Raw genomic sequence first — 22,232 nt, 5'->3', positions numbered from 1 at the left:
TTTGCCGCCGCGTGCCTGCACGCGGCCGGTGCCAGCCGATCCTGACCGGGCCAGCCATGACCAGTACCGCGCAACTCACGTCGCCCTCCTCCACCGACCTGATCGACCGTGACTACACGCTCGACCACAAGTACACCCGCAACGAGGGGCGGATCTATCTGAGTGGCGTGCAAGCGCTGGTGAAGCTGCCGCTGATGCAGCGGCTGCGCGACGCGCACGAAGGCATCGACAGCGCCGGCTTCGTCAGTGGCTACCGTGGCAGCCCGCTGGGCGGCTTCGACCTGGAGCTGTGGCGCGCACGCAAACACCTCGACGCCGCCAAGGTGAAGTTCACCCCCGGCCTGAACGAGGACCTGGGCGCCACCATGGTGTGGGGCACCCAGCAGACCAACCTGTTCCCCGGCGCCAACGTGCAGGGCGTGTTCGGCATGTGGTACGGCAAGGGCCCGGGCGTGGACCGCTGCGGCGACGTGTTCAAGCACGCCAATGCCGCCGGCACCTCGCGCTACGGCGGCGTGCTGGCACTGGCCGCCGATGACCATGCCTGCCGCAGCTCGACCCTGCCGCATGGCAGCGAGGACGAGTTCGTCAGCGCGATGATGCCGGTGCTGAATCCGGCCGGTGTGCAGGACATCCTCGACATGGGCCTGCTGGGCTGGGCGATGAGCCGCTATACCGGGCGCTGGGTCGGCTTCAAGACCATCGCCGAGACAGTCGAATCGTCGGCCTCGGTCGAGGTCGACCCGATGGCGCGCCGCATCGTGCTGCCGGAAGACTTCGAGATGCCTTCGGGCGGTCTCAACATCCGCTGGCCGGACCCGCCACTGGACCAGGAAATGCGCCTGCACCGCTATGCGGTGAAGGCCGCACAGGCATTCGCCCGCGCCAACGGCATCGACAAGGTGGTGATGGACGCGCCGCGCGCGCGGCTGGGCATCGTCACCACCGGCAAGAGCTACCTGGACGTGCTGCAGGCGCTGGAATACCTGGGCCTGGACGAAGCCGCCTGCGCCGACATCGGCATCCGCGTGTACAAGGTCGGCATGACCTGGCCGCTGGAGCCGCAGGGCATCGCCCGCTTCGCGCAGGGCCTGGAAGACATCATCGTGGTGGAGGAGAAGCGTGCCTTCATCGAGCGCCAGATGAAGGAACAGTTCTTCAACTGGCCGGCCAGCTGGGGCCAGCGCCCGTCCATCGTCGGCAAGTACGACGAGAGCGGCGAATGGATCCTGCCGTCCACCGGCGAGCTGACCCCGGCCACCATCGCCGGCGTGATCGGCCGCCGCATCCAGAGGTTCTTCAACAACGCATCAATCGAGCAGCGGCTGCAGTGGATGCAGGAGAAGGAAGCCGAGCTTGCGTTGCCGCGCGCCAGCTTCCCGCGCGTGCCGCATTACTGCTCGGGCTGTCCGCACAACACCTCCACCAACGTGCCGGAAGGCTCGCGTGCGCTGGCCGGCATCGGTTGCCATTACATGGTGACCTGGATGGACCGCAGCACCGACACCTTCACCCACATGGGCGGCGAAGGCGTGACCTGGGCCGGGCAGGCGCCGTTCACCGATACCCCGCACGTGTTCCAGAACCTCGGCGACGGCACCTACTTCCACAGCGGCTCGCTGGCGATCCGTCAGGCGGTCGCCGCTGGCGTCAACATCACCTACAAGATCCTCTACAACGATGCGGTGGCGATGACCGGCGGCCAGCCGGTGGACGGTCCGCTGAGCGTGCCGGACATTGCAAAGCAGATGCGCGCCGAAGGCATCCACACCATCGTGGTGCTGTCGGACAACATCGGCAAGTGGACCGGCCAGCGCGAGCACTTCCCAAGCGACGTCGAGTTCCATGACCGCAGCGAACTGGATGAGGTGCAGAAGCGCCTGCGCGAAGTGAAGGGTGTTTCGATCCTGATCTACGAACAGACCTGCGCCACCGAGAAGCGCCGCCGCCGCAAGCGCGGCAAGCTGGAAGACCCGCAGAAGCGGGTGATGATCAACTCGCTGGTCTGCGAAGGCTGCGGCGACTGCGGCAAGAAGAGCTTCTGCGTGTCGGTGCTGCCGAAGGAAACCGAGTTCGGACGCAAGCGCGAGATCGACCAGTCCAACTGCAACAAGGACTATTCCTGCGTGAACGGCTTCTGCCCCAGCTTCGTCACCGTGCACGGTGGCCAGCCGCGCAAAGGCAGCAAGCGCGACGCCTCCACGCTGCTGGACAACCTGCCGGCGCCGACCCTCCGCGGCAGCCTGGAACAGCCCTGGAACATCCTGATCACCGGCGTCGGCGGTACCGGCGTGGTGACCATCGGTGCGCTGCTGGGCATGGCCGGCCACCTGGAAGGCAAGGGTGCAACCGTGCTCGACCAGACCGGCCTGGCGCAGAAGGGCGGCGCGGTGACCACGCATATCCGCATTGCCCGTCGCCCTGAAGACATCCATGCCGTGCGTATCGCCGCTGGCGAGGCCGACCTGGTGCTGGGCTGCGACATGGTGGTGGTCAACGATTACTGGGCGCTGTCGAAGGTGCGTGCCGGCCGTTCGCAGGTGGTGCTGAACACCTACGAAGCGATGCCGGGCACCTTCACCACCCGCCCGGACATGCAGTTCCCCGCTGCCGACATCATCGCCGGCGTGCGCGTGGCACTGGGCGGCCAGGAGCCGCTGCTGCTCGATGCCACCCAGCTGGCCACCGCGCTGCTGGGCGACGCCATTGCCGCCAACCTGTTCATCCTCGGCTACGCCTGGCAGCAGGGCTTGGTGCCGCTCTCGTTCGATTCACTGATGCGCGCCATCGAGCTCAATGGCGCCGCCGTGGCGATGAACCAGCAGGCGTTCGCCTGGGGCCGCCTGGCCGTGGTCGATCCGCAGGCCGTGCAGCAGGCGGCCGGCCTGGTGCGCAACCGCCATACCGATACCGAATCCACCCCGGGCCCGCTGCATCCGCTGCCGCCAGGCGAGTGGGAGGGCAATGAATGGGGTGCCACTGCGGCACCGCGCAACACCGGCGACGAACGCGAACTGCGTGGCCTGCCCTCGCACGGTGGCGACGTGGCGTTCCTGCCGCTGGACGACGCCCGCCTGTCGCGCTCGCTGGATGAAATGATCGAGCGCCGCGCCGCGTTCCTGGTCGAGTACCAGGATGCCGCCTACGCCAAGCGCTACCGTGACCTGGTAGCGCGCGTACGCGCCACCGAAGCCGACCGCATCGGCGGTTCCACTGCGCTGACCGAGACCGTGGCGCGGTACCTGTTCAAGCTGATGGCCTACAAGGACGAGTACGAAGTGGCGCGCCTGTACACCAGCGGCGACTTCCAGCGCCGCCTGCAGCAGCAGTTCGAGGGCGACTACCAGCTGCGCTTCCATCTGGCACCGCCGCTGTTCGCGAAGAAGGACGAGCAGGGACGGCTGTTGAAGAAGGAATACGGCCCGTGGATGTTCAAGGCCTTCGGTCTGTTGGCGAAGCTGAAGTTCCTGCGTGGCGGCCGCTTCGATGTGTTCGGACGCACCGAGGAGCGCCGCATGGAGCGCAAGCTGATTGCTGATTACGAGGCGACGGTGCAGATGCTGCTGGACGGGCTGGAGGATGACCGTCTGTCGCTGGCGGTGGAGATTGCCAGCATTCCCGAGCACATCCGCGGCTTCGGCCATGTCAAGGAAGCGCATTTCGAGCAGGCCAAGGCGCGCGAAGCGGCCCTGCTGGCGCAGTGGCGCAATCCGAAGGCGCTGCATATCGTGCAGGTGGCTTGAAGCGAAAAGTCATCGTGGACTGACATTGGCCGAATGTCGTCGTTCGCTTACTTTTTAAGCCGCCTATCAAGCGAGTCTGACCATCACACTGACCAAGTGAGTGCGAACGCTGGCATTTGCATCAATGTCAACGTTCGCATACCTTGATGTCATGACAGCGATCAGAACCGCGCAAGAGCTTGGGAACCTGATCCGGAGCCAGCGCAAGGCCCGAGCATGGGACCAAGCGCGTTTGGCTCGAGAGGCTGGCGTCAGCCGTCAATGGATCATTGAGATTGAGAAGGGTAAGCCGCGCGCGGAACTGCAACTTGTACTGCGTGTAATGAACGTTCTCGGTCTTTCATTAATCGTTGAGCCCGAAATCACATCTCAAGCAACTGACCTTAATTCGGTGCAGCCTCAAACGGTCGACATCGACAAAATTGTCGAACGTTACAAGAGCTCACCAGCTGACGCCACATCGCTGGCAAACGACGTAGAACTTCAGAACTCACTCATAAGAGCTTCGCTTTCTCTGCCAGGACCAACATGGCCGGTGAACAATGAAGCATTTGAGACTATCCATCGTGCTCTGCAGAATCCTGCAATAAGGACCGCTTCAAGCCTCATGGAGGATCCTTTGCTGAAGCAAGTCGCCGAGGCTCTCGAATCTCCAGCATTGAAGAAGGCTAACCTCGCCATGGAGAATGCGGCCATGAAGCACCTTAGGGAATACATGGAAATGCCGACGATGCAGCAATTGGAACGCCTCAGGAGCCGTGTCAAACGCTGATTGCGAAATAATCCAGAAACCACCCAAACAATCATAGACATGGCACTCAACGTACTGCTTTCCGGTCAAATTTCGGGACGCCTGACCCAAAGTTCACGCGGGCACCCGGAGTTCAGCTATCTCACCGGATGGAGGAGTGCAGCGAGAGCTTTCCCGCTTTCCCTTTCACTTCCCCTTGCGGGCGACGTCAACTCTTCGGACAAAGTCGCTGCCGTCCTTTGGGGCCTCCTGCCTGACAACGAGTCGCTTCTGCAGCGGTGGGCATCACAATTTCATGTGTCCCCCCGCAATCCCGTTGGTATTCTGAGTCATGTAGGCGAGGACTGCGCTGGGGCTGTGCAGTTCGTCCGCGATGAACGGCTCAACGCTATTCTGACGGGAGAAGATGATCTGCTGGAGCCGCTTACCGATCAGCAAGTTGGAGAACGGCTCTCACGGATTGGTACTGGTCAGGCTGCGAGCAGGCAGCCCACTGATGTGGGCCAATTTAGCCTCGCCGGCGCACAGGCCAAGATCGCACTGCTTCGACAAGAAGATGGTAGCTGGGCAATTCCTTCGGGCCGGATTCCGACAACCCACATATTAAAGCCACCGAGTAGTGACTTCGATGGGTTCGTGGAAAACGAGGTGTTTTGCCTGAGACTCGCCCGCGCACTTGGTGCATCCGCTGCATCAGCGGAGATGATTGTATTCGGTGATCAGACCGCAATCAGTGTTGAGCGCTACGACCGATACTGCGAAGAAGGAAAATGGAAGCGAGTTCATCAGGAAGACTTCTGCCAAGCCCTAGGTGTAATGCCTCATATCAAGTATCAGAGCCAAGGTGGTCCCGGGCCGGCAGATCTGTCCAGGGTCCTATGGGAGCACTCAAGCCAGCCAACTGTCGACGTGGAAGCTCTTCTTCAAGCGCTGATGTTCAACTATCTGATTGGCGGCACCGATGCACACGCAAAAAATTACTCAATGCTAATCGGAGCCGCTGGGAAAGTTAGACTCGCGCCCCTCTACGATGTGTCCAGCGCCCTGCCCTATCAGCACATTCAAAAGCGAAAGCTCAAGATGGCAATGAAAATAGGAAATCACTATCGCTGGTGGGAAATTGGACTGAACGACTGGCTGAAAACTGCCGAGTCGATGAAGGTTGACTTGGGCAAGGCAACGTACATGCTCTATTCCATGGCATCCCTCCTACCCCACATCGCATTGCGAGTACTGAACGAACTGCGTGCGGAAGGAATAGAACACGAAGTGCTACAAAGGCTGTTTGGAGAAATCCGCGATAGTTGCGAGCGCTGCCTTCGACAATTCGAACAACCCGCTGCCTGATCACCCCAACCGCCACAGCAATAGCCGGTTATTGGCCGGCATCGCCACGTCACCCAACCGGGTAAACCCGTTGTCCGCCGCCAGCGCCTGCACCGCTTCGCTATCGCGGATACCGCTGCGCGGGTCGCGCGCCTTCAGCCAGGCATCGAACTGCGCATTGCTGTCACTGGTATAGCGGCCGCCATAGTTGAACGGACCGTAGATAGCCAGCAGCGCACCGTGACGCAACAGTGGCGGCAGCGCGCCGAACAGCACCTGCACGTACTCCCAGCCCATGATGTGCAGCGTGTTGGCGCTGAATGCGGCGTCGAACGTGCTGCTTTCTGGAAGGTCCAGGCCCGTCGCCGGTGGCAGCTCCACCTGCAGCGCCACCGGCGGCAGCAGGTTCAGCAGCGCGGTCTCCGCACGCCAGGCTTCGATGCCGGGCAGATGGTCCGGATGGTCGCTGGGCTGCCAGCGCAGCCACGGCCAGCGCTCGGCGAAGAAGGCTGCGTGCTGGCCGGTACCACTGCCGATCTCCAGCACCCGATGGCGGTCGCCCATCCACGGGTCGAGTGCGGTGGCGATGGGTTCGCGGTTGCGCTCGCAGGCTTCTGAATACGGCTTGCTCGACATCAGGACGGTGTCCGGGCGGGGTCGGCTCCATTGTGCACGAGGGGGTGTCTGCAGGGCTTGCAGCCCTGCACCCGCAGGAGCCGGAGCCAGAGCCAGAGCAACGTCAAAAGCTGGCATTCCGTGGGATGGCAGGGTTGGTCCGGTTGCGGGGGACGCCGTAAACCCGTCCTTGGGGGCTTGGCCGCGGCATCCATGCCGCGGACACCCCCGCAGCCGGACCCCACCCCGCCTTCGACAGTTTCCAGCGATCTGTTGGAACGGCTCTTGGGGTCAGATCCGTTTTCCGCAGGAAAACGGATCTGACCCCGGATTCATTTCGATATCTGACAGAAAAATCGTGTCGACCAAGGTCGACACCTACCAACAGCCGCAGGAATCTGTCAGAGGTGGGGCGGTGTCGGATTGCGGGGTGTCAGCCGCATGGATGCGGCTGCCAAGCCTCCATGGACGGATTCACGGCGTCCCCGCAATCCGACACCGCCCCGCCCACTCACGGAATGCCCGCTTCTGACGTTGACGTTGCCCTGGCTTGAAGCAGGTGCAGGGGCTGCGAGCCCTGCCGAAACCCTCCCCAACCATGACTGCAGTCACTTGCCCGGTTGCGCCGCGCTGGCGAAAGTCGAGGAGTTGACGTGATCGGTCCGGCGCGTTGCCGACCGCACGCAAGCGAGAGAGAGAAACGCTGTGCAACGACGTGAGTTCCTGGCTTTTTCCGGCCTGGGCCTGGCCGGCCTGCTGCTGCCGCATTCCCGTGCCATCGCCGCCGAGCAGCTGCTGGCGCCGGTCGATACCGCCCAGCGCCGGCGCTTGGCCGAGGTCGCGCTGGCCACCGCACGCTCGGCCAAGGCCAGCTACTGCGATGTGCGCATCGGCCGCTACCTCAACCAGTCGGTCATCACCCGCGAGCACCAGGTCGGCAATGTGGCCAACCGAGAATCGTCCGGCGTGGGCGTGCGGGTGATCGTCAACGGTGCCTGGGGCTTTGCTGCAACCCATCAGCAGACCGAGGCCGCCGTGCGCGCGGCAGTCGAGCAGGCGGCGGCAATCGCCCGCGCCAACGCCAGCATCCAGACCCGCCCGGTGCAACTGGCACCCACGCCGTCCGTCGGTGAAGTACGCTGGCAGACGCCCATCCGCAGGAACGCGATGGCGGTGCCGATCCAAGACAAGGTCGAGCTGCTGCTGGCACTCAATGCCGCCGCGCTGAATGCGGGCGCCGACTACATCAATTCCACCCTGTTCCTGGTCAACGAGCAGAAGTACTTTGCGTCCAGCGACGGCTCGTTCATCGACCAGGACATCCATCGCATCTGGCTGCCGTTCACCGCCACCGCCATCGACAAGGCCAGCGGCAAGTTCCGCACCCGCGCCGGCCTGTCCTCGCCGATGGGCATGGGCTATGAGTTCCTCGATGGCGATGCGCGCGGCAAGGTGCACCTGCCCGGCGGCATCACCGCCTACCGCGATTCCTATGACCCGGTCGAGGACGCCATTGCGGCCGCCCGCCACGCGCGCGAGAAACTGAAGGCGCCGTCGGTGAAGCCCGGCAAGTACGACCTGGTGCTGGACCCGTCCAACCTGTTCCTGACCATCCACGAGAACGTCGGCCACCCGCTGGAGCTGGACCGCGTGCTCGGCTACGAAGCCAACTACGCCGGAACCAGCTTCGCCACGCTGGACAAGCGCGATGCCGGTTTCCGCTGGGGCAGCGACATCGTCACCTTCTTCGCCGACAAGACCCAGCCGGGCAGCCTCGGTGCGGTCGGCTACGACGACGAGGGCGTCAAGACCCAGCGCTGGGACCTGGTGCGCGACGGCATCCTGGTCGACTACCAGGCCACCCGCGATGAAGCCCACATCCTCGGCCGCGATGCATCGCATGGCTGCAGCTATGCCGATTCCTGGTCCAGCGTGCAGTTCCAGCGCATGGCCAATGTCTCGCTGGCGCCGGGCAAGCAACCGCTCAGCGTCGCGGACATGATCAAGGACGTGGAGAACGGCATCTACATCCACGGCCGCGGTTCGTATTCGATCGACCAGCAGCGCTACAACGCGCAGTTCGGCGGCCAGCTGTACTACCAGATCAAGGACGGAAAGATCGCCGGCATGGTAGAGGATGCGGCCTACCAGATCCGCACGCCGGAATTCTGGAATGCCTGCACGGCCATCTGCGATGAACGCGACTTCCGCCTGGGCGGTTCGTTCTTCGACGGCAAGGGCCAGCCCGGCCAGGTCTCGGCGGTCTCGCACGGTTCGTCCACCACCCGCTTCAACGGCATCAACATCATCAACACCGCGCGCAGTCTCGGCGCTTGAGCCACCCATCCTTCGACATGGAGAGCAGCCTTGCAAAGACGTGACTTCCTGGCCCTGACCGGGCTTACCGCGGGCGGGCTGATCGTGCCCTCCTTCTTCGGCAAGGTGATCGCCGCCGAGCAACTGCAGTCCAGCCTCGACCCGGCATTGAAGAAGCGCCTGGCCGACGCCGCTCTGCAGGCCGCACGCAGCGCCGGTGCCACTTACTGCGACGTGCGTATCGGCCGCTACCTGCGGCAGTTCGTGATCACCCGCGAAGACAAGGTGCAGAACGTGGTGAACACCGAGTCCACCGGCGTCGGCATCCGCGTGATCGTCAACGGCGCCTGGGGCTTCGCCGCCACCAACGCACTGGGTACCGCCGACGTGGCCAGGGCCGCGCAGCAGGCGGCGGCGATCGCCAAGGCCAATGCCGGCGTGCAGACCGCACCGGTGCAGCTGGCCAAGGCACCGGGCGTGGGTGAGGTGAGCTGGCGCACGCCGATCCGCAAGAATGCGATGGAGGTGCCGATCAAGGACAAGGTCGGCCTGCTGCTGGACGTCAACGCCGCCGCAATGGGCGCCGGTGCCAGCTTCGTCAACTCGATGCTGTTCCTGGTCAACGAGCAGAAGTACTTCGCCTCCACCGACGGTTCCTACATCGACCAGGACGTGCACCGCATCTGGGCGCCGATGACGGTCACCGCCATCGACAAGGCCAGCGGCAAGTTCCGCACCCGATCGGGCCTGTCCTCGCCGATGGGCCTGGGCTACGAATACCTGGACGGCGCCGCCGCGGGCAAGGTGGTCAGCCCGAATGGCGTGGTCAACTACAGTTCTTCCTACGACATGAAGGAAGACGCCATCGCCGCCGCCCGGCAGGCGCAGGAAAAGCTGAAGGCGCCGTCGGTGAAGCCGGGCAAGTACGACCTGGTGCTCGACCCGTCGCACACTTGGCTTACCATCCACGAGTCGATTGGCCACCCGCTGGAACTGGACCGCGTGCTCGGCTACGAAGCCAACTACGCCGGCACCAGCTTCGCCACCCTGGACAAGCGCGAACAGCGTTTCCAGTACGGCAGCGAGCTGGTCAACATCTTCGCCGACAAGACCCAGCCGGGCAGCCTCGGCGCAGTGGCATACGACGACGAAGGCGTGAAGTGCAAGCGCTGGGACCTGATCAGCAACGGCAAGCTGGTGGACTACCAGACCATCCGCGACCAGGCCCACATCCTCGGCAAGACCGAGTCCGACGGCTGCTGCTATGCCGACTCGTGGTCCAGCGTGCAGTTCCAGCGCATGGCCAACGTGTCGATGGCACCGGGCAAGACGCCGCTGAGCGTGCCGGACCTGATCAAGGACGTGGAGAACGGCATCTACATCATCGGTGACGGTTCGTTCTCGATCGACCAGCAGCGCTACAACGCGCAGTTCGGCGGCCAGCTGTTCTACGAGATCAAGAACGGCCAGATCACCCGCATGCTGGAAGACGTGGCCTACCAGATCCGCACGCCGGAGTTCTGGAATGCCTGTACCGCCGTGGCCGACGAGCGTGACTACCGCCTGGGCGGTTCGTTCTTCGACGGCAAGGGCCAGCCGGGACAGGTCTCGGCGGTCTCGCACGGTTCGTCGACCGCGCGCTTCAACGGCATCAACGTCATCAACACCGCACGCAGCCTCGGCTGACCGGTCAGGAGCCCTTACACCATGAGTATCTTCACCGAAGCCCAGGCCAAGGCCATCCTCGACAAGGTCATCGCCCTGTCCAAGGCCGACGAGTGCACCGCCGTGCTGGCCGGCGCGATCAGCGGCAACATCCGTTTCGCGCTGAACAATGTCTCCACCAGTGGCATCGTCGACAACACCGAGCTGGCGGTCACCGTCGCCTTCGGCAAGCGCGTCGGCACTGCCTCGATCAACGAGTTCGACGACGCCGCGCTGGAACGCGTGGTACGCCGTGCCGAAGACCTGGCCCGCCTGGCCCCGGAGAACCCGGAGTTCATGCCGGCCATCGGCAAGCAGAGCTACCGCGCCAGCCCGACCTTCAGCGAATCCACCGCCGCGATCGATCCGGCCTTCCGTGCCAAGGTTGCTGCCGATTCGATCGCCCCGTGCCGCGGCCACGGCCTGGTCGCCGCCGGCTTCCTGGAGGACGGCCAGGGCTTCCAGGCCACCGCCAACAGCAACGGCAACTTCGCTTACCAGCGCACCACCAACTTCGATTACACCTGCACTGTGCGCACCGAAGATGGCCGCGGTTCGGGCTGGGTCGGCCGCAACCTGAAGGACGCGGCGGACTTCAAGGCTGACCAGGACATCCGCATCGCCATGCGCAAGGCCACCGAATCGGCCGAAGCCAAGGCACTGGAACCGGGCAAGTACACGGTCATCCTGGAGCCGGCCGCAGCGGCAGGCCTGATCAGCTTCATGATGAATTTCTTCAGTGCACGCTCGGCCGATGAAGGCCGCAGCTTCCTGTCGAAGAAGGGCGGCGGCAACAAGCTGGGCGAGCAGGTCTACGATCCGCGCGTGACCATGATTGCCGACCCGTGGCATCCGGATGCACCGGTGCTGCCGTGGGACAACGAAGGGCTGCCGCGCGAACGCATGGCCATCATCGAGAACGGCAGGATCGCCAATCTGGACTACTCGCGCTTCTGGGCGCAGAAGCAGGGCAAGACCGCCAAGGCCTCGCCGGGCAACCTGCTGATGAGCGGTGGCGACAAGAGCACCGCCGAGCTGGTGCGCGGCACCCAGAAGGGCATCCTGGTCACGCGTACCTGGTACATCCGCATGGTCGATCCGCAGACCGTGCTGCTGACCGGCCTGACCCGCGACGGCACCTTCTACATCGAGAACGGCCAGATCAAGTACCCGGTGAAGAACTTCCGCTTCAACGAGTCGCCGGTGATCATGCTCAACAACATCGAAGAGCTGGGCAAGCCGGTGCGTGTGGCCGGTGATGAATCCAGCTACGTGATGATGATCCCGCCGATGAAGCTGCGCGATTTCACCTTCACCTCGCTGTCCGACGCGGTCTGATGGATCGCCGGGCCTGCCTGCGCTGGTTGGCCGCTGCCGCTTCGGCGGCGGCGCTGCCGGCCTGGGCACAGGCAGGCCCGCGCAGTTCGCGCTATGACTTCTGGTTCACCCGCCTGCAGTACGACTCCGGTGACTGGGACGTGGACGCGCGCATGCCATCCAACCTGATCACCTCGCTGATCGACTACACATCGCTGCGCGTGGACCCGCAGGAACACGTGGTGGCCCTGGCCGACCCGCGCATGCTGGAAGCGCCGTTCTGCTACCTGGCCGGACACACGCTGGTGGAGTTCAACGCCGCCGAACGGCAGAACTTCGTGCGCTACGTGCGCAATGGCGGCTTCGTCTTCGTCGACGACTGCAACCATGACATCGACGGGCTGTTCGCCACCTCGTTCGAAGCACAGATGGGCCGCCTGTTCGGTCCGAAGGCATTGCAGAAACTGCCCAACAGCCACGCGCTGTACCGCAGTTTCTTCCGCTTCCCGGACGGTCCGCCCGCCACCAGCTTCGAACTCAACGGCTGGGGCGACGACCTGGTGCACGACTATCTGAAGGGCATCGAGGTCGATGGTCGGCTGGGCCTGCTCTACAGCAACAAGGACTATGGCTGCGAGTGGGACTACGACTGGCGCAACAAGCGCTTCCTGGCCGAAGACAACACCCGCTTTGGCGTCAACATCGTGATGTACGCGTTGAACAATTGACAGGATCTGCACGCCCATGAATTCCTCCGACCTCGATTCCCTGCTGCCGCGGCTGGATGAACTGCGCGCCGCGCTCGCACGCGCGGTGGTGGGCCAGCACACCGTGGTCGAGCAGCTGCTGATCGGCCTGCTGGCCGGCGGCCACTGCCTGCTGGAAGGTGCGCCCGGGCTCGGCAAGACCCTGCTGGTACGCTCGCTCGGCCAGGCATTGGAACTGCAGTTCCGGCGCGTGCAGTTCACCCCCGACCTGATGCCCAGTGACATCCTCGGCACCGAGCTGCTGGAGGAAGACCATGGCACCGGCCATCGCCATTTCCGCTTCCAGCAGGGCCCGATCTTCACCCACCTGCTGCTGGCCGACGAACTCAACCGCACCCCGCCCAAGACCCAGGCCGCACTGCTGGAGGCAATGCAGGAACGCACCGTCAGCTACGCCGGAACCACCTACGCGCTGCCCGCTCCGTTCTTCGTGCTGGCCACGCAGAACCCGATCGAGCAGGCCGGCACGTACCCGCTGCCAGAGGCACAGCTGGACCGCTTCCTGCTGCACGTGCTGGTGGATTACCCCAGCGAAGACGAGGAGCGGCGGATCCTGGAACAGACCACCGGCGGTGCCACCGACGCGGTGCCGAAAGTGATGGATGCCGAGGCGGTGATCGCCCTGCAGGCGGCTGTGCGGCAGGTGCATGTCAGCCCCGACGTGCTGGCCTGGATCACCCGCCTGGTGCGCGCCAGCCGGCCAAGCGAAGGCGCCCCGGCGGCGATCAACCAATGGGTGAAGTGGGGCGCCGGTCCGCGCGCCGGCCAGTCGCTGGTGCTCGCGGCAAAAGCGCGCGCACTGCTGCAGGGCCGCTTCGCCGCCACCCGCGAGGACGTGCAGGCACTGGCCGCACCGGTGATGCGCCATCGCCTGCTGCTGTCGTTCGCCGCCGAGGCCGAGCAGAAGCGTGCCGACGACGTGGTCGCCGCCCTGCTGCAGGCCGTGCCGTTCCCGGGTTGAGCCACGCGTGAACGCCGGTACCCCGCTGACCTTGCCTCCGGAACTGCGTGCGCGCCTGCGCCTGCTGCGGCTGCGGCCGCGCCTGGCCAGCGGCGCCAGTGGCATCGGCCAGCACGCCAGCCGCAGCCGCGGTGCCGGCCTCGAGTTCGCGCAGTACCGGGCCTACGAACCGGGCGACGAGCTGCGCCAGATCGACTGGAAGCTGTACGCGCGTTCGGACCGCTTCTTCGTGCGCGAATCCGAACGCGAAAGCCCGATCACGGTCTGGCTGTTGCTCGATGCCACCGCCTCGGCCGGCCAGGCCGATCGCGCGGCACCGCAGCGCACGCGCCTGGATCACATGCGCGGCGTGGCCGCCTGCGTGGTGGAACTGGCGCTGCAGCAGGGCGACCGTTTCGGCCTGCTGGCGATCAATGGCGATGGACTGCAGTTGGTGCCCGCAGCGAACGGCGCACGCCAGCGTGACCGCGTGCATCTGCAACTGCATGCTCTTCAGGCACGCGGCGGCTGGCCCGTGGCCGATCGCCTGCGCCCGCTGTGGGAGCGTGTGCGTCCGGGCGACCTGCTGCTGGCGATTGGTGATGGCTTCGACGCGGCCTGCATCGTGCTGCTGGAGCAACTGGCCAGCGCACGCCGTGAAGTGGCACTGCTGCAGATCCTCACCGCCGACGAGCGCGATTTCCCGTTCGACGCCGGCCATCGCTTCCGCGATCCGGAAACGGGCGAGGAACTGCTGGGCGATGGCGCGGCGATCCGCGCCGATTACCTGCAGCGCTTCGCCGACGCACGCAACGCATTGCAGTCGCGCCTGCAGGCCAGCGGCATCGCCAGTGCCACCGGCTGGCTCGACCAGCCGCTGGATCATCCACTGCAGGTGCTGTTCGGTCGTGGGGGCGGTGCATGACCCTGCTGTTCCCGTTGGGCCTGGCCGCGCTCGCTGCGTGGTTGCCGCCGCTGCTGATCCATCTGGCCCGGCGTCATCCGTACACGCCGCTGGATTTCGCCGCGCTGCGCTGGCTGCGTGCACAGATCCGCGCGCGCCAGCGCATCCGCTTCGATGACTGGCCGTTGCTGCTGGTGCGCCTGTTGCTGCTGGCCGCATTGGCCATGCTGCTGGCGCGCCCTGCGTTGGTCGGCCCTGCCCCGGTCCCCACTGCCTGGACGGTAGTGGCTCCCGGACTGGACGCGACCGCACTGCGCGGCACCGCCGAAGCGGGCAACTGGCACTGGCTGGCACCCGGCTTCCCCAGCATCGATCAGGCACCGCCGGCATCCAGCACATCGCTGCCCAGCCTGTTGCGTGAGCTGGATGCACAGCTGCCCGCCGGCACCGCGTTGACCGTGCACGTTCCCGATCCCCTGCCCGGTCTGGATGGCGCCCGCCTGCAGCTGTCGCGCGAAGTGCAGTGGCGGCCGCAACCGATACCGGCCACTCCGCAACCGAGTGCCGCGACGATGCCGCGTCTGCGCGTGCACAGCGGTGCGCCGGCCGCCGCCCAGCACTGGGTGAACGCACTGCAGCGCGCGTGGGGCATGCAGGCGCCGCTCGCTCCTCTGTCGGCCGATGCCCTGCCCGAACGCGGCGAGATCGGCGTATGGAGCCGCAGCGATGCACTGCCGGCGAGCTGGCAGGCGTGGCTGCGCGACGGCGGTCGTGCAGTGAGCGCCGGCAAGCCTGCTCGCGGCGCCGGCATCCTGCTGCGCAACGCCGACGGCACACCACTGCTGTGGCAGCAGCGCATCGGCCACGGCGTCCTGCTGTCACTACCCGGCGACTGGGATGCCTCAGGCAACGCTGCGCTGCGCGACCCGCAGTTGCCGCGTGCCCTGCTGCTGGCCCTGCAACCGCCAGCGTCACCGCGCCTCGGCGATGCACAGGACCAGGCACCACGCCGGGCCGCACTGCCCGCCATAGCGCCCCCAGCGCGTGAGCCAACCACGTGGTTGCTGCTGGTCATCGTGGTGCTGTTCGCGCTGGAGCGCTGGATGGCCAGCAGTCGCCGGCGCAGGGGGGCCGCATGAACACCCTGCAGTACGCCTGGCAACGCGCACGCCGTCGCCGTGCACTCGTTACCCTGCTGCTGGGCCTGCCGTGGGCGCTGGCCGCGACGACGCTGGCGCTGCGCCTGGCGGGCTTCGATATCGCCTGCGTGGTCGGCACGGTCAGCGTGCTCGCCTGCGCAGCGCTCGCCACGGCACGTGCCCGCCAGCTGGACCCACAGTGGGTGCAGCGTCAGCTCGATGCCGGCGGTGCCAGCGAGGACAGTGCCGACCTGCTGTTCGCCGATATGGCAACGCTCAATCCGCTGCAGCAGCGCCAGCGCGCGCATGTGCTGGCCATGCTGGAGCGCGCGACACCGGACCTGCGTCCGCGCTGGCCGCGCAGGGCGTTGGCCCTGAGCTGGGTCGCAGGCCTGGCGATCACTGCGCTGGCATTCGGCTGGCCACGTTCCGGCCCCGGCTCCGCACCGGCGCGCACATCGGCACCTGTCAGCATGGCTGCCGCCGGCCCGCTGCACCTTCAGTCCACCCGCCTGCGGATCGACGCGCCGGCCTATACCGGCCAAGCCACCCGCACCCAGAACGCGTTGGATGCCAAGGTCGCCGCGGACAGCCGGCTGTCGTGGTCGTTGCGCTTCGATCGCGCGCCGGACAAGGCATGGCTTCAGTTCCACGACGGCCGCCGGCTGCCGCTGAGCGAGCAGGATGGGCAGTGGCTGGCGCAGGATGTGGCGCGCGTGCCTGTGCTGTACCGCGTGGTGAGCGAACCTGCACTGGCCCAGACCCACCTGCATCGCCTGGATGTGGTCGCTGATCGTGCGCCCAGCGTGCGCGTGCTGGAGCCCGCCGCGACCCTGGTGCTGGGCACGCCCGGGCAACGCCAGTGGTCGTTGCGCTTCGAAGCCAGCGATGACTACGCCGTGGCCACGCAGGCAACGCTATCGATCACCATTACCCAGGGCAGCGGCGAGAACATCACCTTCGTTCGCCGCAGTGTCGGCCTCACCGGCAGCGGCGAAGCGACTGCACGGCGTTTCGCGTACACCCTCGACCTGGCTGCGCTGGGCGCGCAGCCCGGCAGCGATGTCACCGCCCAGCTGGAAGTACGCGACAACCACGCGCCAACACCGCAGGCCGGGCGCAGCAGCAGCGTGATCCTGCGCCTGCCCAGCGCCGAGGTTGCACTCGGTGCCGAACTGGAAGGCCGCATCAGGAAGACGCTGCCGGCCTACTTCCGCAGCCAGCGGCAGATCATAATCGATGCCGAAGCGCTGATCCGGCAGCGACGCAGCCTCGCTGCCGAGGACTTCGTGAAGCGCAGCGATGCGATCGGTGTCGACCAGCGCATCCTGCGCCTGCGCTACGGCCAGTTCCTGGGTGAGGAAAGCGAAGGCGCACCGAAGCCGCCGCCGACCAGCGACCTGCCCACCAGCGATGCGCCAGCTGCAGGCAGCCACGACGACGAGCACGAGCACGACCATGGCACCGAGGCCGGGGCACACGATGAGCATGGCCACGATCACGGCGGCAAGGCGTCCAATGCCGATTCGCCACCGGTGTTCGGCAGCGCCACCGATGTGCTCTCCGAATACGGCCACACCCATGACCATGCCGAGGCCGCGACCCTGCTCGACCCGCAGACCCGGGCCACGCTGAAGGCCGCGCTGGACCAGATGTGGTCGGCCGAAGGCGAGCTGCGCCAGGGCCGGCCAGAGCAGGCGTTGCCATTTGCCTACAAGGCGCTGGGTTTCATCAAGCAGGTGCAGCAGGCCGAACGCATCTATCTGGCCCGGGTCGGGCCAGAGCTGCCACCGATCGATGAAGGCCGTCGCCTCGGCGGTGATCGCGCCGGACTGGCCAGTCGTGAACTGCCGTTGGCCGCCCGAACCCCGCCCGACCGGGCCATCGTTGAAGCCTGGCAGCGCCTCGGTGAGGACACCAGCGTGCCCGACCTCGATGCACTCGCTGCCTGGCAGCAGCGCAATGCCGCCTACCTGCCCGATGCGCTGGATCTGGCTGCCGCCATCGAGCAGCTGCGCATCGAGCCCGGTTGCCGCGACTGCCGCCAGCGCCTGCGCGCTCAGTTGTGGCGGGCGCTGCAGCGTCCACTGCCGCAGGCGATGCGGCGCGGTGCCGCCGATGCGATGGGCCAGCGCTACCTGGACGCATTGGAGGAGCAGCCATGAACCCCTCCGGCCTGAACCTGTGGATCGCCCTGGCACTCGCTGTGATCGTGGCGATCGCCAGCGTTCGCCAGTCGCGCGGCAACACCACGCACCGTGGCCGCCGCTGGGGGGTGATCGGGCTGCAGGTCATGGTCGCCACGCTGCTGTATTTCTGCCTGGTGCCGCCCCCCCGCCAGCAACCCGCAGGCGGGTTGGTTGTGCTCGGAATCGATGCCAGCAGGGCCGGCGCGTTCCCGGCCAGCGAAGGTCCGCTGTGGCTGTTGCCGGAAGCTGCCGATGTGCCCGGCGCAAAGCGCGTACCCGACCTGGCCACCGCGCTGCGGCAGCATCCGGCCTCCACGCTGACGCTGGTTGGTGCCGGCCTGGTCGCGCGTGACCGCGACGCAGTACTGCCACGCGACGTACGTTGGCAGCCGACAGCGACGCCGCGCGGCTGGGTCGCCTTGCAGCCACCGGCCGACGCCGCGCCCGGCGCACGCTTCGAGGTACAGGCACAGGCGCGTGGCGTTGCCAGGGCAAAGGCGGAACTGCTCGATCCGGCCGGCAGCGTGGTCGATCGCGCGGATGTTGCCGAAGACGGCCACGTTCAGTTGAGTGGCATCACCCGCGCCGAAGGCCGCAGCGTGTTCCAGCTGCGCCTGCTCGATGCCGACGGCCATGTGGTGGACAACGTGCCGGTGCCGCAGCAGACTCTGCCGGCGGCGCCGTTGCGCCTGCAGGTACGCGCCAGCGCGCCGGGCCCCGAACTGAAGTACTTGCGCCGCTGGGCAGCCGATGCCGGCATCCGCGTGCAGGTGCAGGCCGATACCGGTGCCGGCCTGAGCGTCGGCGACGGCGCCTTGCCGCTGGACGCGGCGTCGCTGGCGCGCAGCGATCTGCTGCTGCTGGACGAGCGCAGCCTGGCGGCATTGAATGCCGCCCAGCTGGCCGCTGTGCGGCAGGCGCTGCGCGAAGGACTGGGCGTGCTGGTACGCAGTGCGGGCGCCCCTTCGGCCAGCGCGCGCCAGCGCCTGCACGATCTGGGCCTGCCGCTGCGGGGTGATGGCAGCTGCCAGGTCCTCGAACTTCCCGGCGACGGCGAGAGCGCGGTCCTCGCCGCACGACGTGGCCCGCTCGCCGCGGGTACGCTGCCGACCGGCTACAGCGTGGAGGCAGACCGCAGTTCGCACGACGCCGCGCTGCCCACACTGGAAGCACTGGCGCTGCAGGCACCTGGCAGCAACGCGCTGCTGCACGATCGCACCGGCAAGGCTGTCGGTGGCTGGCGCGCTGCCGGCAAAGGCCGCATCGGCCTGCTGCCCATCACCGACAGCTGGCGCTGGGTGCTGGCCGGCCGCGATGACCGCCACGGCGAACTGTGGAGCGGCGTGGTTGCCACGCTGGCGCGGGCGCAGGGCAGCGGTGAGGCGCTGTGGTCGCCACAGCCGATCAGCTGGGCGGGCGAACGGCAGGCGCTATGCGGCGTGCAGGCGCCGCTGCAGGCCTTCAACGCACGCGGCGAAGGCACGCCGCTGATCGTCGATGGCGCGACGTCAGACCTGCGCTGCGCGGGCTGGTGGCCGCGCGAGGCGGGCTGGCAGCGCCTGCAGCACGGCGACGCTACCCTCTGGCGCTATGCATTCGACCCGAAGGACGCGCCCGCGCTGCATCAGCAGGCAATGATCGATGCAACCACGCAGGCGCTGGCGGGCCGCTCCCCGGCAACCGCGTCGCTGATGCAACCCGTGCCGGGATCGCGCTGGCCGTGGTGGCTGGCGTTCGTGCTGTGCGCATCGCTGCTGTGGTGGCTGGAGCGACGGCGCTGATCCTGGGGTCAGAACCCTTTCGCCAGCGAAAGGGTTCTGACCCCACCGATCGGATCGCGAACGGCATCCACGCATGGCGTGGATCTACCAGCCCCACCCTCATGCGTCCTTCAACGTTTCCCCGCGCGCCGATACACGCCATTGAAGCGCACGTTCATGCCACCGCATTCGCTGTTGTCGGCCACGATCAGCACCTCACCCAGCGAGTGCACACGCACCCGGCACGTGTCCTCGACGAACTCGACATCGGCACCCTGCGGCATGGCACGCGCTTCCACCTGGCCCAGGTTCGGCCCATACGGGCGCTGTTCCGGCGTGGGGTTGGCCGAGGGCCAGTAAGCGTCGCCATCCACATGCAGTTGTCCACCCTGCACGGTGATGCGCAGGCCGTTGTCGCCATCTTTCCAGTGGCCCGTCCAGTCCTGCAGCGTGGGCACGGCCACCGGCAACGGTTGCAGCCTGCTGCGGTCGACCCAGCCGGCGCTGCCGCCCACCTTGTTCGGGAAGAACGCGCAGCGGTAACGGCCCAGGTCGCGACCGGTCACCACCGTATCGCCGTTGACCACATAGCTGCGCTGGCGGCAGGCCGGTTCGCCCTTGGCGGGGCAGCCATCCATGTCGCCGAGCAGGTACAGGCGCGGGGCGTCGACCACGCGCGCCAGCGCGAACCCGCTCTGCTCGGAGGGGAATGCGCCGTTGCGGCAGGCGCCGCCATCGGCGATATCGGACGCGAAGGCGGAGGCCGGCAGCAACGCGGCCAGCAGGCAGAATGAACGCAGGGACATGACAGCATTACCGGTGGGGGAGCCCGCAGGATATACCGGCCTACTTCACTGGCGCTGTGTCGCCGGCATCCTGCTCCTGTGAGAACCGCAGCGCGCGCTGCTGCTGTTCGGCACTGAGCTCTGGCGGTGGCCGCGCCACGGCCGCCTGGATCTGGTCCGGACCCCCGGTGAGTTTGTTGATGCCTTTGGCTGCCGCCAGCACACCCTTGACCACGCCCATCATGATGTAGCCACCGCCCATGCTGACCTGCTCCGGCGATGGCGGTTCGCTCCAGTCGCGGCTGAAGCGGTTATCGCCGAACTTCACCGGGTTCTTGAAGCGGTACAGGTCCAGCGGCTCGTCATCGGGCTTGAGCGCACGCACTTCGCCGAGGGTGGTGACGTTGTCCTGCGGCAAGGTGGTGGAGATCGGTGCGGTGGGGGCGGGCGGCGCATCTGCAGGGGGAACGGGTGCAGGATCGGGCACCGCCACCGGCGCGGCCTGCTGCGCCTGTGCGATGCCGGCCAGCAGCATGCCGGCCAGGAGTGCTCCCTGCGTTCCACGTCGTGCCACAGCCATCCACCCTGTTGGTTGCGTCCAGCGCCCAAGCATACGGATGCCGGCTTCAGATTTCGTTGGCAACGGCGGGGGCATTCAGGCTGTGTCGCGCATCATCGCTGCGCGGCCGGGACACCGAAGTTTGCAATGAACTTCATTCCCCCCCGGGGGACGGGGACGGCATCCTGCCGTTCTCCCGGTACGGCGCTCCCTCATGACAGCTCCCTCCACAATCCCGCCACGGCAGCCGGTCGCCTGCTGATGTCGCGCGCAGCAGTACTGGTTGGTTTGGCAATCGTGCCCCTGATGGTCATCGCGGCCGTTGCCGAATGGACATCACGTGTCCACGCAGGCATGGCTTCGCTGCGCCGGAGCAGCACGCTGCGTACGCTGGGCGCGGACGAACACAGGGCACTGGCACCGTTGCGCGCATTGGCCGGCTGCGACCATGACGACCAGATAAAGCGGCTGCGTGGAGCATTCACCGGCGGTGCGTGCCGGAACAGCTTCCCGGTCGGTGACGGCCTGCTGGGTGGCGTTCCCGCACTGGTGCCAAAGCAGGCGTGGCCCTACCTCGCGGAAGACAATGAAGCCGAAGTGGTGTTGGGCAAACGCGCGGCCGTGGTGGTATGTCTCAACGGCTTCACTATCGCTGCTGCACGGCCGGCTGCAGCCACCAGCCGCGTCTGTGGCGAGCGCCTGGAGACACCCGAAGAAGTTTCGATGCGACGGGGACCCGGCCTGCGCCCTTCCCCGCTGGTGATTGCCGCACTGGCGTCATGGGCCGCCGCTGGCGCCCCAGGGCTGCTGGCCATGCCGTTGCTCGCCATCGCCGGGCTGGCGGCCTGGCTGGCACTCCCTCGCCGCAACAGCCCCGCGACAGCTCAGCGCGTGCTGCAGGTTCGCGGACGCCTGCGCGCCTACCAACGCACTGCCCAGACATCCCGGGTGTGGTTGCTCGGCAATGACCGGCGTGTGCAGCTTCCAGCGGAATGGGAGCACGCTGCGGCATTCTCCCGCGGGCGCTCGATGGTGCTGGAGGTGCGCGCCTGTGATGGATGGGTGTTGGGCGCAGGGACGGCATGGTGCCTGGCCAGCGACCGACGGCGCTATCCGCCCACAGGAGGGTCGTGGCATCTGGCATGGCTGGGCCTGCTCCTGTGCGTGCTGGTGTTCGGCACTGGCGGAATGCCACCGCTCCGCCCGGATCCTGCATGGGCGGCTGCCTATGGCTGGGGGGTGCTCGCAGTGCTGGCATCGGGCTGGCACGCGGTGCAGATCGTGGTCTGCACCGTGCAGTTCCTGCTCCGGCGCCGCGCGCTTGACGCGGACATCGCGCAGCGTCCCGCCCCGTGGCACTGAACGGTTCACTCGTTCCCATGCTGGTGTCTCACATCCTGAGACACGGATGTGGTGC

At 66.6% G+C, this 22,232-nt stretch carries 16 protein-coding genes; 13 read left to right on the top strand and 3 right to left on the bottom strand.

What is annotated here, in order from left to right:
* Positions 1 to 56: 56 nt before the first annotated feature.
* The 3 genes from ACSYHF_RS00540 (at position 57) to ACSYHF_RS00530 (ending at position 5,841) form a co-directional block, all read left to right on the top strand.
* A complete protein-coding gene (locus ACSYHF_RS00540) occupies positions 57 to 3,743 on the top strand; it encodes an indolepyruvate ferredoxin oxidoreductase family protein (RefSeq protein WP_447575993.1) in 3,687 nt (1,228 codons plus the stop codon).
* Positions 3,744 to 3,867: 124 nt separating this feature from the next.
* Positions 3,868 to 4,515: a helix-turn-helix transcriptional regulator gene (locus tag ACSYHF_RS00535; protein WP_111176827.1), complete on the top strand. Its 648-nt coding sequence runs from the start codon at positions 3,868 to 3,870 to the stop codon at positions 4,513 to 4,515.
* A 39-nt stretch (positions 4,516 to 4,554) separates the two neighbouring features.
* Positions 4,555 to 5,841: a type II toxin-antitoxin system HipA family toxin gene (locus tag ACSYHF_RS00530; protein WP_069138145.1), complete on the top strand. Its 1,287-nt coding sequence runs from the start codon at positions 4,555 to 4,557 to the stop codon at positions 5,839 to 5,841.
* Here ACSYHF_RS00530 and ACSYHF_RS00525 read toward each other — a convergent pair whose 3' ends face one another.
* A complete protein-coding gene (locus ACSYHF_RS00525; RefSeq protein ID WP_235649682.1) occupies positions 5,842 to 6,456 on the bottom strand; it encodes a DUF938 domain-containing protein in 615 nt (204 codons plus the stop codon).
* 684 nt (positions 6,457 to 7,140) lie between these two features.
* Here ACSYHF_RS00525 and ACSYHF_RS00520 point away from each other — a divergent pair.
* Genes ACSYHF_RS00520 through ACSYHF_RS00480 form a run of 9 tightly spaced genes read left to right on the top strand, consistent with a single transcriptional unit; the run spans position 7,141 to position 19,492 of the window.
* Complete coding sequence (locus ACSYHF_RS00520) at positions 7,141 to 8,772, top strand: TldD/PmbA family protein (RefSeq protein ID WP_447575992.1); 1,632 nt, start codon at positions 7,141 to 7,143, stop codon at positions 8,770 to 8,772.
* A gap of 30 nt (positions 8,773 to 8,802) precedes the next feature.
* Complete coding sequence (locus tag ACSYHF_RS00515) at positions 8,803 to 10,437, top strand: metallopeptidase TldD-related protein (RefSeq protein WP_197598828.1); 1,635 nt, start codon at positions 8,803 to 8,805, stop codon at positions 10,435 to 10,437.
* Positions 10,438 to 10,458: 21 nt separating this feature from the next.
* Positions 10,459 to 11,793, top strand: a complete 1,335-nt coding sequence (locus ACSYHF_RS00510) for a TldD/PmbA family protein (protein WP_065178690.1) — start codon at positions 10,459 to 10,461, stop codon at positions 11,791 to 11,793.
* Positions 11,793 to 12,500 (top strand): DUF4159 domain-containing protein, encoded by a 708-nt coding sequence (locus ACSYHF_RS00505; protein ID WP_005421001.1) that lies wholly within the window; start codon positions 11,793 to 11,795, stop codon positions 12,498 to 12,500. Before ACSYHF_RS00510 ends, ACSYHF_RS00505 begins: the two co-directional genes overlap by 1 nt.
* Before the next feature lie 16 nt (positions 12,501 to 12,516).
* Complete coding sequence (locus ACSYHF_RS00500; RefSeq protein WP_197598829.1) at positions 12,517 to 13,500, top strand: AAA family ATPase; 984 nt, start codon at positions 12,517 to 12,519, stop codon at positions 13,498 to 13,500.
* A 7-nt stretch (positions 13,501 to 13,507) separates the two neighbouring features.
* A complete protein-coding gene (locus ACSYHF_RS00495; RefSeq protein ID WP_197598830.1) occupies positions 13,508 to 14,404 on the top strand; it encodes a DUF58 domain-containing protein in 897 nt (298 codons plus the stop codon).
* Entirely contained in the window at positions 14,401 to 15,522 is a 1,122-nt protein-coding gene (locus ACSYHF_RS00490) for a BatA domain-containing protein (RefSeq protein ID WP_197598831.1), read from the top strand. The genes ACSYHF_RS00495 and ACSYHF_RS00490 overlap by 4 nt, the downstream gene beginning before the upstream one ends.
* Positions 15,519 to 17,687 carry a hypothetical protein gene (locus tag ACSYHF_RS00485; protein WP_447575991.1) on the top strand — a complete coding sequence of 723 codons (2,169 nt, stop codon included), beginning with the start codon at positions 15,519 to 15,521 and terminating at the stop codon, positions 17,685 to 17,687. The genes ACSYHF_RS00490 and ACSYHF_RS00485 overlap by 4 nt, the downstream gene beginning before the upstream one ends.
* The gene (locus tag ACSYHF_RS00480) at positions 17,684 to 19,492 is read left to right on the top strand and encodes a hypothetical protein (RefSeq protein ID WP_447575990.1); all 1,809 of its coding nucleotides are present in this window, start codon (positions 17,684 to 17,686) and stop codon (positions 19,490 to 19,492) included. The genes ACSYHF_RS00485 and ACSYHF_RS00480 overlap by 4 nt, the downstream gene beginning before the upstream one ends.
* Before the next feature lie 110 nt (positions 19,493 to 19,602).
* Here the strand turns inward: ACSYHF_RS00480 and ACSYHF_RS00475 are convergent, their stop codons facing one another.
* Together ACSYHF_RS00475 and ACSYHF_RS00470 are read right to left on the bottom strand one after the other, a co-directional pair.
* Positions 19,603 to 20,277 carry a hypothetical protein gene (locus ACSYHF_RS00475; protein ID WP_005421010.1) on the bottom strand — a complete coding sequence of 225 codons (675 nt, stop codon included), beginning with the start codon at positions 20,275 to 20,277 and terminating at the stop codon, positions 19,603 to 19,605.
* A 40-nt stretch (positions 20,278 to 20,317) separates the two neighbouring features.
* Positions 20,318 to 20,836: a hypothetical protein gene (locus tag ACSYHF_RS00470; RefSeq protein ID WP_032954720.1), complete on the bottom strand. Its 519-nt coding sequence runs from the start codon at positions 20,834 to 20,836 to the stop codon at positions 20,318 to 20,320.
* A 126-nt stretch (positions 20,837 to 20,962) separates the two neighbouring features.
* On the opposite strand from ACSYHF_RS00470, the gene ACSYHF_RS00465 reads away from it, so the two are divergent.
* Entirely contained in the window at positions 20,963 to 22,177 is a 1,215-nt protein-coding gene (locus tag ACSYHF_RS00465) for a hypothetical protein (RefSeq protein WP_238562434.1), read from the top strand.
* Positions 22,178 to 22,232: the final 55 nt, after the last annotated feature.

Source organism: Stenotrophomonas maltophilia group sp. P373, from assembly GCF_053295075.1.
Note: the sequence above shows the minus strand (reverse complement) of the source record. Positions and strands in the feature narration are given on the sequence as shown.